The sequence below is a fragment of the Streptomyces sp. NPDC057438 genome (assembly GCF_042802995.1).
GTDB lineage: Bacteria > Actinomycetota > Actinomycetes > Streptomycetales > Streptomycetaceae > Streptomyces.
The window spans coordinates 14,350-28,838 of record NZ_JBHVDD010000042.1 but is presented as its reverse complement, the minus strand read 5'-3'; the positions used below and the strand labels follow the sequence as shown (position 1 = coordinate 28,838).

Sequence of the window (14,489 nt, the reverse complement as noted above, 5' to 3'; positions counted from 1 at the left end):
GCCCTTAAGACGGGTGGTACGCGCTCACCAGCAGGGTGTCGGCGGTGCGAGGCCCGCCGGTGGCGGCGGGCAGCACGTCAACAGTGATGTCGGTAAATCCGGCCTCGTCGAGCAGCTTGGTCCACACGTGCTCCTGGAGGACCCAGCGGCGCATTGTGGTGGTTCGGCCGTCCGGTGTCTTTGCCGGAATGTCGGCGGCCGTGGCATCGGGCTGGGCAGGTGCCCCGTTCAGGTAGTGGGCGAGGGTTGCGAACACCAGTCGTCCGCCCGGCTTGAGGGCGGCGGCCGCCGCAGGCAGCAGCTCGCGCGGGTCGGTGAAGTCCACGGCGCCGAAGACGCTGTACAACACGTCGTACGCGCACGTCATCGCCTGCAGGTGGGGCACCGCGTCGGACTGCACGATGCGCAGGCGCGGAGCGAGGTGGGCATAGAGGTCGGCTGCCATGGCGTGCTGGGCGGGCGAGGCGTCGACGGCGACGATCCGGGCCGGCTGGTGATGGACGGCCAGGTGCGCTGCATGCCGGGATGTGCCGGCGCCGAGGTCGCCCACACAGCGGCCGGTCACCTCACCGAGGACCTCGGGACCGGGCCCGGCGTCCTGGCCCCAACTCCAGTAGAAGGTGCCGGGAACGGCGCGGTCACTGGTGGCGCGGGCGCGGCCGTAGTGGTGCCAGAAGTCTGCGGTGCTGGTGGTCACCCGGACCATCCTGGCGGCCGCAACCGGGCCGTGGGCCGGTTCGCCGAAATCTCACCCGGGCGTGCCGTCGGGCCCCAGCCGTGCGGCCGGGGCCCGAGGAGCTCGTAGCTGCGGCGTGATCAGTGCGAGTCGCTGCCGGGGTGGCACGGGCCGCAGTCGGCGGCGTCCGTCCACAACGGCAGGTCGACCTCCCAGCCGTCGGCGGCGACGATGTGGGCCGTCTTGATCACGGAGCCGTCGTTCTTCATGTCCACCTTGGGCACGTGGTGCAAGAACTGTCCGCCGTTGAACTTCTCGCACAGCTCGGCGTACGCGACCGTGTCCAGGATGACCGTGTGGACGCCGATGTCGACGAGCTTGCTGGGCGCCAGCCCCAGCCGCTCGCCCCGGTGGTTCATCGCGGTCAGCAGGTAGGCGTAGCCCTGACCGAGGACCCGGGCGGCCATGACCGAGTCGTAGGGCGCTGTCACGTTGGCTGACGGGATGAGATGATCTTCTTCGTGATCGTGGTGGAGGGGGATTGTCTTTGGCGAGCACGTCACCGTCGTACAAGGGGCACCGCTACCCGGTCGAGGTGATCTCCCACTGTGTGTGGCTGTACTTCCGCTTCCCGCTGTCATTCCGTGAGGTGGAGGAGCTGATGCTCCAGCGCGGCGTGATCGTCTCCTATGAAACGGTCCGGCGGTGGTGCCGGAAGTTCGGGCAGGCCTACGCCGACGGACTCCGTCGCCGCCGGCCCCAGCCCGGGGACAAATGGCATCTGGACGAGGTGTTCATCAAGGTCAACGGGGAGCGGAAGTACCTGTGGCGGGCCGTCGACCAGGACGGCAACGTGCTCGACATTCTCGTGCAGAACCGCCGGACAAGGCCGCGGCCCGGCGCTTCCTGCGCCGTCTGATGAAGAAGACGAGCGCGGTGCCGAGGGTGGTCGTCACGGACAAGCTCCGCTCCTACGGCGCCGCCCACCGCGAGGTCATGCCCTCGGTCGAGCACCGTTCCCATAAGAGGTCCTAACAGAAGTTGTTGATCAAGTGACTTTCGACTTGGGTGGTCGTTGGTCTGGTCGTGGGGAAACGTCAGTCGCGGCCGTGGATCGTGTCGGACGAACTGTGGTCGCTCATCGAGCCGTTACTGCCCGAGCCGGGACCGAAGCTGGTGGCGGGCCGGCCGCGGGTGCCGGACCGACAAGCCCTGTGCGGGATCCTGTTCGTGCTGCACACGGGCATCCAGTGGGAGTACCTGCCCCAGGAACTGGGCTTCGGCTCGGGCATGACCTGCTGGCGGCGCCTGGCCGCATGGAACGAGGCCGGTGTGTGGGAGAAGCTGCACCTGGTGCTGCTGAAGAAGCTGCGGTCGGCGAAGCAGCTGGACTGGTCGAGGGCGGTGATCGACTCCTCCCACGTGCGGGCGGCCCGACGGGGCCCAAAAGCGGTCCCAGCCCGGTCGACCGCGCACGGCCGGGCAGCAAGCACCACGTCCTTGTCGACGGGCAGGGCATCCCGCTCGCGGTGTCGCTGACCGGCGGCAATCGCAATGACGTCACTCAGCTGATCCCGCTGCTGGACAAGATTCCACCCGTGGCCGGCACGGTCGGGCGGCCGCGGAGACGGCCGGACATGCTCTTCGCGGACCGCGGCTACGACCACGACAAGTACCGGCGACTGCTGCGGAAACGCGGCATCCGGCCCGCGATCGCCGAACGGGGCTAGCCACATGGCTCCGGCCTGGGCATCTTCCGCTGGGTCGTCGAGCGCACCATCTCCTGGCTCCACGGCTTCCGTCGCCTGCGCATCCGAGCTGGGAACGACGCGACGACATCCATGAAGCCTTCCTCGGCCTCGCCACCTGTCTCATCACCCACCGACACGTCCAACGCCTTTGTTAGGACCTCTAAGGGCCTGAACAACCGGGCCGAGAACAGCCATCAGCCCACCCGGCAGCGTGAACGCGCGATGAAGGGCTTCCGCAGTACCGGTGAAGCCCAGCAGTTTCTCTCCGCGTTGGCCCCGGCGTCCTATCTCTGACCCACGGTGCGAAGTAGCCGCTACAGCTTGAACGCGGGGTGAGCGTGATACTCAGGTGGTCGCTCCCGGCCACGCCTTCGTCTACGGGGTGCCGTCGGCGCCGGAGTCGCTGCCGTTGAGGTTGCCGACCTTGCGGCGGTAGCGGCCCTGGGCGGCCTGCTCAGACTCGACGCCGAGCGCGGCAGCGATCTGTTTGAACGTCAGCACCGGCTTGCCCGTGCGGGTGCTGGCTGTGCGAGCGGCCAGCAGCAGAGCGGCCTCCAGGCCCTCCAGATCGGCGCGGGCGACCTGGAGCAACGCGAGCGCGGCGGCGATGTCGTCCGCGCGGTCCTCGGGCACCTCCGTGAGGCCCGCGATCTCCCTCCAGCGTGTGTTGGTGGCGAACACGCGCTGCGCCTGATGGGCATGGACGGCGTGCAGCAGCACGGCGACCGACGCCTGCGGCGTACGGTTCTGGATCTCGGGTGCGACGTCGGCGTAGTCCTCGGAGAGCCGGGCAAGCAGCCGGGCCTGGTCCTCGTCCATCACGTACGGGATCGGCCGGGGTGGACGAGCGGGCTTGTCAGTGGTCGTCATGCCGCTCACTCTCTCGGCACAGCATCATGCTGACAACGCCACACTGTCAGCGCAGCGTTGCATCCCAGGGGCGCACGGGCGCGCAGGGGGTATCGAGGTGAGCCCAAGAGGGGCCATGGGATGATCTTGAAGCTGTGAGGGCCCGGCCCAACTTGGCGAACAAAATTGATGCCTTCAGGACGAAGTGGCTTCCGACCTGGGAGACGGTGCAGGCCTTCGGCCGCTTCGCTGGGCACCCGTACCTTCAGATCGAAGGGCTACGGACGTCCCCGGCCTTGATACTGGACCAACAGAACAGCCAGCAACGCTAAGCACTTGATCTTCGCTTCGGCCTCCGGTCAGCCGTCCTCGTCCGGAGCGTCGGCGAAGATTGGGTGTAGCGGCACCCCTGCCGCTATGCGCGCCTGACTGAACTCCTCGTCTGCTGGGCCATTCAGCATGTACGTGTTGCGGAGCAGCGGCACCGGCCAGTCGGCCGTGCGCATCGCCTCGGGTTCGGTCACACCGGCCATGGCCGCCCATGTTCTGAGGTCGCGCAGAGCGGCGTCCGCCGCGGCAGCGGTCATGTTCGCCGTGCACACCAGCCATCCGTCATCGGCGAGTTCTTCCCCGGCGGCGCATTCGGGGCTTCCTTTGGACGGCCCAAGCGGCTGGTCCGTCCCGACGACCAGGACGCGGGCGCCGTCCATGCGGGCGAGGGACAGCACCACTCGGGACATGTCCGCCTGAGCTTGCACCTCACCGGCGCGCCGCGACCACCCGGTCCCACAGTGCCGCCGCTGGTACCTCGTCGAGGTTCACGGTTTCACTATGGCCGCCTTGTGGCATCCGGTCTGCTGGGCGCTGTCACGTTGGTTGACTGGATGGGATGATCTTCTGGTTGATCGTGCTGGAGGGGGCTGTTCGTGGGGGCCGTGCCGCCGTCGTACAAGGGCCACCGGTACCCGGTCGAGGTCATCTCCCACTGCGTGTGGCTGTACTACCGCTTCCCACTGTCGTTTCGCGAAGTCGAGGAGCTCATGCTCGAGCGCGGGATCGTCGTCTCTTACGAGACCATCCGCCGCTGGTGCGCCAAGTTCGGGCAGACCTACGCCAACGCCCTGCGCCGCAGGCAGCCCCGGCCTGGTGACAAATGGCACCTGGACGAGGTCTTCATCAAGATCAACGGGCGGTTGCGGTACCTGTGGCGGGCCGTCGACCAGGACGGGATGCTGCTCGACATCCTCGTACAGAACCGGCGGGACACCGCCGCGGCCAAACGCTTCTTCCGCCGCCTGCTGAAGAACGCGGGTGCGGTGCCGCGGGTGATCGTCACCGACAAGCTCCGCTCCTACGGCGCGGCCCACCGCGAGGTCATGCCCTCCGTCGAACACCGGCAGTCGAAGTACCTGAACAACCGGACCGAAAACAGCCACCAGCCCACCAGACAACGCGAACGGGCGATGAAACGCTTCCGCTCCGTGGGCGGGGCCCAGCGGTTCCTGTCCGCGTTCAGCGGCATCTCACCCCACTTCCGGCCCCGCCGCCATCTGATGACCGCTGCTGGCTACCGAGCCGAGATGACCGTCCGCTTCGCGATCTGGGAGCAGATCACCGGCGTTGCCGGCCTGCCCACCGCGCCGTAAGCACACAGCCGGAACCCGACTCCACCACGCCCCGGCACACCGTCAGACAACCCCACGCCCAACAACGTGACAACGCCGTGCCGTTCCCGGGGCCGCAGAGCTTTCACCAAGCCCGGCGCTGGCCCCTGGCACTGAAGCGCGGCCAGTGAAACACCGTCGCGTGTTTCACTCCTGAACTGCAGCGATGCCTCGGGAAGGGGATCCAGGCACCCGTGTCGCACCTCGCGTTGCAGGCGTGCCCAGGTCCAGACAGAGAGAACCGCCGACAGCACGAAGCCCCGGGCGATGACGCCCGGGGCCTCTCAGTGCACTTCGCTTGACCGTCCGGTTCAACGACCAACAGCGACCGGTGTCACGCCCAGCGCACGTCCAGCTCCGTGAGCGCAGCTGTCCAGGAGCGGTTTCTCGTATCGGTTGGTGGTGGGGGAGAGGCCGGGGCGGGCGCGGTGCTGGCGTGCGGGGTGGCGCCACCGGCCGGAGGCGTCGCGGGTGTGTGTGCTGCTTGTGCGGGTGGACGACCTGGTGGGTTTCGGTGAGGCCGGCGAGTGGTTGGCTGCCCTGCCCCGGCCGGTATCGGCATGAGGCTGTGGCTTCTTCCGGAGTTCTGGTGTGTGTGCCGTTTCCGGCTCGCCCGCGGCTTAGGTGAGCGCGGGGGCTGTTACTCACTTTCGGGTGACGGCTCGCATGGTGGCGGGGTGGAGTGGTGTGGCGCTGCGGGGACTGGGGCAACTCCTGCACGGGGGTGGGGTCGTGCTGGGTCGTCAACGCCGGGGGGCAGCGGCATACGTGGATGATGCAGTTGAGAGTCACAGAAATATGGGCAATAGGTAACACGGTCCATGTTTTCGCCTCAACTCCTGCACGAGGTGGACAGGGTGTGTGTGGGCGGCCGGCCGGTCGCCACCCGCACACCGCTACGATTCCTACGGGTGGCCGTGAAGGCCGCTTGCGGGGAGAGGTGCCCGCAACGATGAGGGGGACTTCTTGTCCGCTTCCGCTTCTGACACCGCCCGTCGTCTGGCCGCCGCAGCCCTCGCGGCCGGTGCTCTGGTCTCGGTGGCGGCCATGCCGGCGTCCGCGGCCGGCCACGCCCGCCCGCACCACCCGAGGGTGGAGATCTCGGCTGTTCAGTACGACTCCCCGGGACGCGACGACCGCTCCAACCGTTCGCTGAACAAGGAGTGGGTGGAACTCACCAACACCACCCGCAGGGCGGTCAACCTCGACGGCTGGACCCTCCAGGACGACTCCGGCCGCACCTACACCTTCGACCACTACCGCCTGGCCGGCCGCGCCACGGTCCGTATCCACACCGGTGAGGGCCGCGACACCCTCACCGACCTGTTCCAGGACCGCCGCCACTACGTCTGGGACAACCGCTCCGACACCGCCACCCTGCGCAACGACCGCGGCCGCTTCGTCGACGACGAGTCCTGGGGCCGCGACCGTCACCACGACCGCGGCGACGCCCGCCACTGACGCTGCCCACCGCGTGGACGGCTGACCATGCCACCCGCCCACGCACGTGAGACGGCGGCGCGCCCGGGCCATGGCGGCCCGGGCCTGGAAGCGCGCTCGATCCGGCACTCGGCGCGTCCGAGGCCGAAGCCCTCCTCTCGCTGTGGCAGAGGCACGCCGACGCGGAGTAGCGTCGTGTCCGCGAAGGCGCACGGCCGTACGCGCCCAGCGACGTTCTCGACCGGGAGGCCGCCCGGCTCGTCGTGGACGCCATCGGCGCCGACCCCGCGCTGACGGCGGAGCTGGTTGGCTCGGCCCGTCGGCTCCCGCCATGGCCCGACACCGTGGCGGGGCTCGACCGGCTGGCCGAGCGGTACCGGCTGATCGGACTGTCGAACGCGAGCCGGACATCCCTGCTGGAGCTCAGCGCCCACGCGGGTCTGCGGTGGTACACGGCTCTGTCCGCCGAGGAGGCCGGCACCTACAAGCCTGACCCGTCCATCTACCGGCTGGCGGTCACCGCGTCCGGGCGACCGCCGGAGCGGCTGCTCATGGTCGCCACCCACGCCTGGGACCTGCGCGGAGCGCAGCGCCACGGCCTGCGCTGCGCGTATGTCGCCCGGAGCGTCGGCGATCCGCCCGCCACCGCGGACAGGTTCGACCTGTACGCCGATGACCTGGCCGATCCGGCCGGCCAACTGGACTTCGCGGACGGCGTGTTGGGCTGAGGGCGGGGTCGTGGCTTGTCGCCGTTCCGCCAGGACTCGGTCCGGTCATGCTGCGGTCAGATACGCGTGTCCGAGCGGCCGGCTCGCGCGGCCGAGGACGCGGGTGGCGACGCGGACGCGGGACGCGGTGGCCGCGCAGCGGAACGCGTGGAGTCGGTGGAGGATGGCCTCGCGCTGCGCGGCGGACCCCGGAGGGCCGTCGAGCGTGAGGTCCATCCGGTGGCGTTCCTCGGCCGAGCCGTCGAGGGCGAGGTGGGTGACGTGGAAGGCGCACAGCAGTCGGCCGGTGGCCGGCTGGAGCAGCAGGCGGCAGCTGATGTGGCTCTCGGGGTAACGGACGTCGATCATGTCGTCCACGCAGGACACCTGGAGTGCGGAGGTCACGCGGGGGTCGCCGATCAGGAGGGCGAAGCGCGGTGCGAGGCCACGGACGAGAGCGGGGCGTGGCCGGGACCGTACCGGGGTGGGCTGGCTCATGCGGGTACTCCTCGAAGCTCGATGCCGTGTGACGCCATGTCGTCTGACGCCAAGCGTGGGGCGGGCCGGTGCGGCGGTACGGGGTTGGGAGTGGGCTGCGGGTGCGGGCTAGGTGTGTGGGCTAGACATGTGGGCTCATGGCGCGGGCGCCTTCGGGAGCCGGACGGCCGCTGTCGGCCGGTACGGCGGGACTTCGCAGCCGGGCGCTCATGGCCTGGCCCAGGCCGTCGGGCCCGGTGTGGGTGCTGTTCCATCGGGCGGAGTGGTCGAGGCCCTGCCGGACACCGTCCTGGTGGACGGTGTCGAGGGTGCGCTTGATGCCCTCCATGACGTGTGCGGGATGCCGGCGCAGGTCGTCGGTCAACTGCCGGGCGGCGTGGTGCAGGGCTGCGGGGTCGGCGAACACGTCGTTGACCAGGCCGATACGGTTCGCGCGTTCGGCGTCGATGGTGCGGCCGGTGAACGCCAGCTCGCGCAGATGTCCCTGGTTGACCAGCAGCGGGAGTCGCTGGAGCCCGCCCAGGTCGGCCACGACGCCCAACTCGGCCTCGGGCAGCGCGAAACGGGCCTGCCGGGTGGCGTAGCGGATGTCGCAGGCGCTGACCAGTTCCAGGGCGGCTCCGGTGCACTCGCCGTCGATGAGGGCGACGACCGGCTTGGGGCAGTCGGCGACGGCGGTCACCGCCTGCTGGAGGAGGCGTACGTCGGCGTCCATGAAGGAGCGGTCCCGTGCGCGCTGCGCACGGCGGAGTCGTACGACGTACCAGCGCAGGTCCATGCCGACGGAGAAGGTTCTCCCCTCGCCGGTGAGGGCGATGGCGCGGATGTGGTCCCGGTGGCGGGCCTGCTCCATGAAGTCGCGCAGATCGTCCCAGAAGGAGCCGCCGAGTGCGTTCCCCTTGCCGCTGCCGACGATGGTGACGAGGGCGAGGCCGTCGGCCACGGTGACATGGAACGGTGTGTCGCTCATCGACGGCTCGCGACGGCCGCGACGGCGGGCCCGGCTGCGGCCGGGGCCGGCACGGCGGGAGTCATCCGGTAGAGCACCTCCGGAGGATGGGCGTGCGCCTCGTCGGCGGGGAAGTCCTCGCTGCGGAAGAGGACTTCGGTGTGGACGTCGAGTCCGCGCTCGTGGGCGAACCTGCGCATCATCAGGGCGACGGCGCGGTTGCCCGGGTTGACCGTGGTCTCGAAGCAGGTGGCTCCGTGGCCGGCGGCGCGGTCGGCCAGCTCGTGCATCATCCGTACGGCGAGGCCGGGCGCGTGGTGATCGGGAGCGACGGCCGACTGCCAGGCCATCAGGGTGTCGGGCCGGGACGGGCGGATGTAGGCGGTGACGAAGCCGGCGATCCGGCCGTCGTCGGTCGCCGCGACGATGGACATGTCGGCGAAGTCGCGGAACCAGAGATTGTAGTAGTAGAGGCTGTTGGTATCGAGGATGTCGGAGTCGCGCACCAGCCGCCATACCGCCGGGGCGTCCGCCAGGCGCGGGCTGCGCAGGGTGAGGTGAGGGGCGTCGGAGTCGGTCATGGGAGCCTTTCAGGGATTCGATGGCACGGCAAAGAATGCAAGGGGAAAGTTCTTACCGGAATTTTGCTCCGCGCTGGGAACGGCGTGTGGGCCGCGTCAAACCGCGCGAACGCGTGCCTGCCGGCGCCCGGAGAGTCCTTTCTCCCGGGGCGCGCAAAGACGTGAAAACTGTCTAACACGGGGAATGCGGATCACGCCAGGACCTTCGGGATATGTGTACACCACAGGGTCCCCGTGTCAGTCCCGGGGAAACTGCCGAAAACTGTCTCTGGCTGGTTTCCGCGAGGCAACGAAGATCTTCGGATGACCGGCGTGACGCTTCGGGCGGTTCGTTGTGCAGGTGGTGGGCGCGGGTTAACGGCTTGTCACTAGCTGCTTCCGCGGAACGGTCGACATCCGGTCGAACGATCTTCACCCGCCGGTTTGAAATGGACAAGATCCTTCCGCTGTTTCCTTTCGGACACTCCTCGATGTGTTCTGCATGGATACCGTTAGCCTGGCTAGTCGTATTTTCGATCACGTCAACTCGACGGACGGTCCTGCCGAGGCGGGAACAACGACGAATGGAACGATTTCTGTATGAGGAGCATGTCCTGGCGCGGAACCCTCTTCGCCGAGCCCGCCTTCTCAGGACGCCTGTGTTGTCGTGCCGCCCTCGTCGAGTCGTGAGAAGCCACCAGAAAATCCCGTACCGCGTTTTCTAGAACACCGGGCCGGCACACCGTGCTGCTGTGCGCAGTCCGCGCACTCTGCCCACCGTGCACCGAGGCGTGGCCCGTCGGCCGCGCCCGGTACGCCCACCCGGCACACCCGCCCGCACCGAAGGCGACGGCGACCACGCGCCCGTAGAGACGGCGACCGCGGTCACACGCCTGCCCACCATCCCCACCTTTCCGCAGCCGTACGCGGAGGAGACCTTCACTGATGACCACGAACGACGTCCTGCGCGCCCTGACCCCGCTGATCCGGGCGCGCACCGAACACCCTCCCGCCGAACCGGCCGCCGTGACGCCCGAGACCCGGCTGGAACAGGACCTGCGCATGGACTCGATGGCGATCGTGCACGTACTGGAGGACATCGAGGACTCCTACGGCGTCACCATCCCCGACGAGCGGCTCGCTGCCGTCTACACGGTCGGAGACCTGGTGGACATCGTGCGGACCACGGCCGAGCCCGGGGAGCGTGTCGCGTGAGCACCTCGACGAAGCCCTCCGCCCCGGCACAGGCCTCCGCCACCGACCCGCTGACCGAGGCCGTCCGGGCCATCGACACCACGGCGCTGGACTGCATCCAGGTCAACGCCGCCGTCCTCGCCCATGCGACCCACGGACCGGGCGCCCACCTGGCACTCGGCGGCCGGCTGCGGTTCGCCCCGCGCTTCGGCGAAGACGGCGGCCTGCCCACCGTCGAGCAGACACCGGCCGACCAGCTCGCATGGATGGGCAGCCCTCTCGGGCTCGTCCTGGAAACGCGTCGGCCGCTGACGGAAGGCCGGGCGCTGCTGGACCTGCTCCCCGAGGACGGCAGTCCCCTGTACATCGTGGGCGACGCCTGGCGCATGCCGTGGCTGCCCTACCACGGCCACCAGCACATGGACCACAGCGTGCTGTTGCGGGTGGCGGACGGCGGCACTGTCGAGGCGGTGGACGCCTACGACAACGAGACGCCCTACGGCCGGGCGGAGCCGGTGGTGTGCGCCTACGACCGCTCGCAGGCGGCCGCCCTGTTCAACGGCTCGTCCGTCCTGCCGGTGACGGTGCGCCCCGCACCGCCCGCCCGCCGGCCGGTGTCCGAGACCCTCGCCGAGAACGCCCGGGACGCGGACCTGCTGCTGGCCGGTGACACACCCGAGCGCTACGCGGCCGCCTACCGCGACCACCCGGACCAGCAGGAGGCGTGCACGGCACTGCTGCTGGAGACCTGGCTGCTGAACCGTTCACGGCGGCTGCACGCCGCCTGGGCGGCCCACCACGCGCCGGGTTCCACGCTCGCGCACACCGCCCGCGACCAGGCCGCCGCCTGGGACGACCTGGCCGGCCAGTGCTACCTGGCCGCACGCCGGGTCCAGCGCGGCCGCCCCGTACCCCCGCAGATCCACACCAGCCTCGTCGAACTGCTGCGCGCGGACGCCCGGTTCGCCGTGGCAGCAGCCGGCACCGGACCAGGAGAGACCATGCCCCAGGAACCCGCAGAGGTACGCCGGACGGTGGTGGAGACCGTCGCCGATGTCCTCGGCGCCGCACCGGAGGCGGTCGCCGCCACCGACGACCTGAGCCGCCTCGACGGCTTCGCCTCCTTCCAGATGGTGGAGACGGTGGAACGCCTGGAGGACTCCTACGGCGTCGAGTTCGCCCCCGGCGACCTCGAACCGGCCGTCCTGCGACACGTCGACGGACTCGTCGACCTAGTGCTGCGCACCACCACCGGGACGGAGGTGGCCCACCGGTGAGCACCCGCCCGCACGCCACCGTCCCGAACGCCACCGTGCTGCACGAACTCCTCGACGCCCCCACCGCCTCCACCACCGACCCCGCCGCCCCGGCCGTCACCTGCGGCAACCTCACCCTCAGCCGCGCCGAACTGGTCCGCGCCAGCCACCGCTGCGCGAGGGAGCTGCGCGCCCGCGGACTGCGCCGCGGCGACCGGCTGGTGGTGACCAGCGACGGCGGCCCTCTCCTGGTGCCCCTGCTGTTCGGGGCCTCCCGGCTCGGCGTCGTGTTCTCCGTCCTGCACGAGCAAGTACGCGGCGACGTCCTGCGTCACGTACTAGCCGACTGTGAACCGGCCCTCGCGATCGCCGCGTCGCCCGCCACAAGGGACGCCGTGCGCGAGGCCGGGGTCGTCGTGGCCGCTCCGGAGGACCTCAACGTCGTACGGGACGCTGTACGGGACGCCGTGGCGGGCCAGGAGCCGGCGACCGACGCCACGGACGAAGCCGGCCGGGCGGAGGACGACGGCGTCGACGGCGGACCGCTGCCGGTCGATCCGGTCTGCCTGATCTACACCTCCGGCACCACCGCCATGCCCAAGGCCGTGGTCTCCACCCACCAGCAGATGATGTTCGCCGTCCACGCCATCGCCGAGCGCCTCGCGTACCGCGCCGACGACGTCGTCTACTGCCCGCTGCCACTCTCCTTCGACTACGGCCTGTACCAGGTGTTCCTCTCCGCGCTCGCGGGCAGCCACGTGTGGCTCGGCTCGGCCACCGAGTCCGGCCCGGCACTCCTGGCCAACCTGGTGCGCAGCCGGGCGACCGTCCTGCCGGCCGTGCCGCCGGTGTCCGCCGCGCTGCTGAGGCTGCTGCGCAGGCGCGGCGGTGAGCGGCCGCAGCTGCGACTGCTCACCAACACTGGCGCCGCGCTGCCCGCCGACATCCCGACCGGACTGCGCGAGGTGCTTCCCGGTCTGCGCGTACAGCTGATGTTCGGGCTCACCGAGTGCAAGCGTCTCACCATCGCCGAGCCGGACGAAGACCTGATCCGCCCCGGCAGCTGCGGACTCCCGCTGACCGGTACCGAGGTCTTCGTAGTGAACGAGGAGGGCGAACGGCTGCCGGCCGGTGAGGTCGGCGAGATCACCGTGCGCGGGCCGAACGTCATGGCCGGCTACTGGCGCCGGCCCGAACTCACCGCCTCCCGCTTCCCCCGCCGCGACGGACTCTTCCCCGAACTGCGCACCGGCGACTACGGATGGACCGACGAAGCGGGCCGACTGTACTTCGCCGGCCGGCGCGACGACATCTACAAGCAGGACGGCTTCCGGGTCAGCGCCATCGAGGTCGAGGCCGCCGCCCGCCGGCTGCCGGACGTCAGCACTGCGGCCGTCCTGACACCCGACGGCTCGCGTCCCGAGGCGGTCCTGGTGGTCACCGGCACGGCCGACCCCGCCACCGTTCTGCCCCGGCTGCGCGAACACTTGGAGGACTACAAGGTGCCCCGGGTGTGCCACGCGGTCGACGCGCTGCCGGTCAACGCCAACGGCAAGACCGCGAAGTCCGTACTGGCCGGACAGCTCGCGGAGGCCGTCCGTGACTGACACCGTCTCCCGCGGCGGACCCGCGGCCGCGCACGCCTCCGCCCACCAGCCGTCCACCGCGCCCGTGCCGCCCGGCACGGCGACCCCGGCGTACGTCTACGACCTGGCAGTGGTGCGCTCCGCGCACGCCCGGCTGAGGTCGTGGCTGCCGGAGCCGAGCGAGCTGTACTACTCGCTCAAGGCCAACCCGCACCCGGCCGTGGTGTCCACCCTGCACGCGCTGGGCTGCCGGGCCGAGGTCAGCTCGCCCGGCGAACTGGATGCCGCCCTGGAGGCCGGGGTCCCGGCCCACGACATCCTCTACACCGGCCCCGGCAAACGCGACGAGGACCTCGACCAAGCGCTCAAGGCGGGAGTACGCGACTTCGCGGTGGACTCCGTCCACGGCATCGGCCAACTGGACGGCGCCGCCGCCCGGCACGGCGTGCGCGTCGGCTACCTGCTGCGCGTCAACCCCGGAGGCGGGTCCCGCGGAGCCGGACTGCGGATGACCGGGGACCCCTCGGCGTTCGGCGCCGACGCCGAGGACATCGCCGCCCGTCCCGAGCGGTACACCGGCGGCGAGCACGCCCGGATCGACGGTCTCCATCTCTATCTGGCCACCAACATCGCCGACGAGGAGGCCCTCGACAGCTCCTTCGGTGAGGCGATCACCGTGGCGCGCGACCTGAGCGACGCACTCGCTGTGCCTCTGCGCACCATCGACCTCGGCGGCGGCTTCGGCGCCCCGTACGCCCGCGCCGGTGAGCTGCCCGCCTACCCGGGCCTCGCGGGCCGCCTGGCGGACCGGCTGGACGAGGCACTGCCCGGCTGGCGCCGGCAAATGCCCACGGTGGCCTTCGAGTCGGGCCGCTACCTGACGGCCACCTGCGGGCAGCTGCTGACCCGGGTACTGGACGTCAAGTCCTCCCACGGGCAGCGGGTCGTGGTCCTGGACACCGGCATCAACCACCTCGGCGGCATGGCCGGCCTGCGCCGGGTACCACCGCTGCACCCCGACGTCGTCCGGCCCCACGGCACCCGACCGGAGGACGCCGACGCACCGGATACGCATACGGCGGACCCCGGCAGCCCCACCGAACCGTCCGGCCCCGCGATGATCTGCGGCCCCCTGTGCACTCCGCTCGACACCTGGGCGCGGTCGCACCCGCTGCCCACCGTCGCCCCCGGCGACCTGCTTGCCGTGCCGAACACCGGTGCCTACGGCCTGCACGCCAGCCTCGTGCTCTTCCTCGGCCATCCGGCCCCGCTGGAGGTCGTCACCGACGGCGGCCGTGTGCTGCGCAGCGACCAGCTGATCTTCGTCCGGCGCGGCGACGGCTGACCACCCGTACCGAC

The 14,489-nt window shown here is 70.3% G+C and carries 14 protein-coding genes and 3 pseudogenes; 10 read left to right on the top strand and 7 right to left on the bottom strand.

The genetic code is table 11. The features are described from left to right. Positions 1–4 precede the first annotated feature (4 nt). Together ACFU5F_RS22845 and ACFU5F_RS22840 are read right to left on the bottom strand one after the other, a co-directional pair. Positions 5–706 carry a class I SAM-dependent methyltransferase gene (locus ACFU5F_RS22845; RefSeq protein WP_383890202.1) on the bottom strand — a complete coding sequence of 234 codons (702 nt, stop codon included), beginning with the start codon at positions 704–706 and terminating at the stop codon, positions 5–7. A 110-nt stretch (positions 707–816) separates the two neighbouring features. Continuing rightward, entirely contained in the window at positions 817–1,143 is a 327-nt protein-coding gene (locus ACFU5F_RS22840) for a hypothetical protein (RefSeq protein ID WP_383890311.1), read from the bottom strand. Between the two features lie 80 nt (positions 1,144–1,223). Here ACFU5F_RS22840 and ACFU5F_RS22835 point away from each other — a divergent pair. The 3 genes and pseudogenes from ACFU5F_RS22835 to ACFU5F_RS22825 form a co-directional block, all read left to right on the top strand. Continuing rightward, positions 1,224–1,702: pseudogene (locus ACFU5F_RS22835) on the top strand (IS6 family transposase); the annotation flags it as partial. A gap of 87 nt (positions 1,703–1,789) precedes the next feature. Beyond that, a pseudogene (locus tag ACFU5F_RS22830) lies at positions 1,790–2,582 on the top strand (IS5 family transposase). Beyond that, positions 2,518–2,721: a DDE-type integrase/transposase/recombinase gene (locus ACFU5F_RS22825; RefSeq protein ID WP_383890199.1), complete on the top strand. Its 204-nt coding sequence runs from the start codon at positions 2,518–2,520 to the stop codon at positions 2,719–2,721. The pseudogene ACFU5F_RS22830 and the gene ACFU5F_RS22825 overlap by 65 nt, the downstream one beginning before the upstream one ends. 81 nt (positions 2,722–2,802) lie before the next feature. On the opposite strand, the gene ACFU5F_RS22820 is transcribed toward ACFU5F_RS22825, so the two are convergent. Together ACFU5F_RS22820 and ACFU5F_RS22815 are read right to left on the bottom strand one after the other, a co-directional pair. Next, positions 2,803–3,297: a hypothetical protein gene (locus tag ACFU5F_RS22820; RefSeq protein WP_383890196.1), complete on the bottom strand. Its 495-nt coding sequence runs from the start codon at positions 3,295–3,297 to the stop codon at positions 2,803–2,805. 338 nt (positions 3,298–3,635) lie between these two features. Further along, complete coding sequence (locus tag ACFU5F_RS22815; protein ID WP_383890194.1) at positions 3,636–4,007, bottom strand: hypothetical protein; 372 nt, start codon at positions 4,005–4,007, stop codon at positions 3,636–3,638. A gap of 195 nt (positions 4,008–4,202) precedes the next feature. Between ACFU5F_RS22815 and ACFU5F_RS22810 the strand changes: the two genes are divergently transcribed. The 3 genes and pseudogenes from ACFU5F_RS22810 to ACFU5F_RS22800 form a co-directional block, all read left to right on the top strand. After that, positions 4,203–4,922 carry an IS6 family transposase gene (locus ACFU5F_RS22810; RefSeq protein WP_383890191.1) on the top strand — a complete coding sequence of 240 codons (720 nt, stop codon included), beginning with the start codon at positions 4,203–4,205 and terminating at the stop codon, positions 4,920–4,922. Between the two features lie 984 nt (positions 4,923–5,906). Further along, complete coding sequence (locus ACFU5F_RS22805; RefSeq protein ID WP_383890188.1) at positions 5,907–6,401, top strand: lamin tail domain-containing protein; 495 nt, start codon at positions 5,907–5,909, stop codon at positions 6,399–6,401. Positions 6,402–6,493: 92 nt separating this feature from the next. Continuing rightward, positions 6,494–7,108, top strand: a pseudogene (locus ACFU5F_RS22800) (haloacid dehalogenase type II); the annotation flags it as partial. Between the two features lie 45 nt (positions 7,109–7,153). On the opposite strand, the gene ACFU5F_RS22795 reads toward ACFU5F_RS22800, so the two are convergent. The 3 genes from ACFU5F_RS22795 to ectA all read right to left on the bottom strand — a co-directional run bounded on the left by ACFU5F_RS22795 (position 7,154) and on the right by ectA (position 9,115). Then, positions 7,154–7,585 carry a hypothetical protein gene (locus tag ACFU5F_RS22795; RefSeq protein ID WP_383890186.1) on the bottom strand — a complete coding sequence of 144 codons (432 nt, stop codon included), beginning with the start codon at positions 7,583–7,585 and terminating at the stop codon, positions 7,154–7,156. A 121-nt stretch (positions 7,586–7,706) separates the two neighbouring features. Continuing rightward, positions 7,707–8,555, bottom strand: a complete 849-nt coding sequence (locus tag ACFU5F_RS22790) for an enoyl-CoA hydratase-related protein (protein WP_383890184.1) — start codon at positions 8,553–8,555, stop codon at positions 7,707–7,709. Next, complete coding sequence (gene ectA, locus ACFU5F_RS22785; protein WP_383890182.1) at positions 8,552–9,115, bottom strand: diaminobutyrate acetyltransferase; 564 nt, start codon at positions 9,113–9,115, stop codon at positions 8,552–8,554. Before ectA ends, ACFU5F_RS22790 begins: the two co-directional genes overlap by 4 nt. A gap of 924 nt (positions 9,116–10,039) precedes the next feature. Here ectA and ACFU5F_RS22780 point away from each other — a divergent pair. The 4 genes from ACFU5F_RS22780 to ACFU5F_RS22765 are packed head-to-tail and all read left to right on the top strand — an operon-like array spanning position 10,040 to position 14,475. After that, complete coding sequence (locus tag ACFU5F_RS22780) at positions 10,040–10,309, top strand: acyl carrier protein (protein WP_383890180.1); 270 nt, start codon at positions 10,040–10,042, stop codon at positions 10,307–10,309. Next, entirely contained in the window at positions 10,306–11,565 is a 1,260-nt protein-coding gene (locus ACFU5F_RS22775) for an acyl carrier protein (protein WP_383890178.1), read from the top strand. Before ACFU5F_RS22780 ends, ACFU5F_RS22775 begins: the two co-directional genes overlap by 4 nt. After that, positions 11,562–13,151 carry a class I adenylate-forming enzyme family protein gene (locus ACFU5F_RS22770; protein WP_383890175.1) on the top strand — a complete coding sequence of 530 codons (1,590 nt, stop codon included), beginning with the start codon at positions 11,562–11,564 and terminating at the stop codon, positions 13,149–13,151. Before ACFU5F_RS22775 ends, ACFU5F_RS22770 begins: the two co-directional genes overlap by 4 nt. Beyond that, complete coding sequence (locus ACFU5F_RS22765; RefSeq protein WP_383890172.1) at positions 13,144–14,475, top strand: type III PLP-dependent enzyme; 1,332 nt, start codon at positions 13,144–13,146, stop codon at positions 14,473–14,475. The genes ACFU5F_RS22770 and ACFU5F_RS22765 overlap by 8 nt, the downstream gene beginning before the upstream one ends. Positions 14,476–14,489: the final 14 nt, after the last annotated feature.

What these genes read in the sequence shown, in the direction of transcription:
- ACFU5F_RS22845 (WP_383890202.1), bottom strand. Translation starts at nt 706, where the DNA reads ATGGTCCGGGTGACCACCAGCACCGCAGACTTCTGGCACCACTACGGC.
- ACFU5F_RS22840 (WP_383890311.1), bottom strand. Translation starts at nt 1,143, where the DNA reads ATGGCCGCCCGGGTCCTCGGTCAGGGCTACGCCTACCTGCTGACCGCG.
- ACFU5F_RS22825 (WP_383890199.1), top strand. Translation starts at nt 2,518, where the DNA reads ATGAAGCCTTCCTCGGCCTCGCCACCTGTCTCATCACCCACCGACACG.
- ACFU5F_RS22820 (WP_383890196.1), bottom strand. Translation starts at nt 3,297, where the DNA reads ATGACGACCACTGACAAGCCCGCTCGTCCACCCCGGCCGATCCCGTAC.
- ACFU5F_RS22795 (WP_383890186.1), bottom strand. Translation starts at nt 7,585, where the DNA reads ATGAGCCAGCCCACCCCGGTACGGTCCCGGCCACGCCCCGCTCTCGTC.
- ACFU5F_RS22790 (WP_383890184.1), bottom strand. Translation starts at nt 8,555, where the DNA reads ATGAGCGACACACCGTTCCATGTCACCGTGGCCGACGGCCTCGCCCTC.
- ectA (WP_383890182.1), bottom strand. Translation starts at nt 9,115, where the DNA reads ATGACCGACTCCGACGCCCCTCACCTCACCCTGCGCAGCCCGCGCCTG.
- ACFU5F_RS22780 (WP_383890180.1), top strand. Translation starts at nt 10,040, where the DNA reads ATGACCACGAACGACGTCCTGCGCGCCCTGACCCCGCTGATCCGGGCG.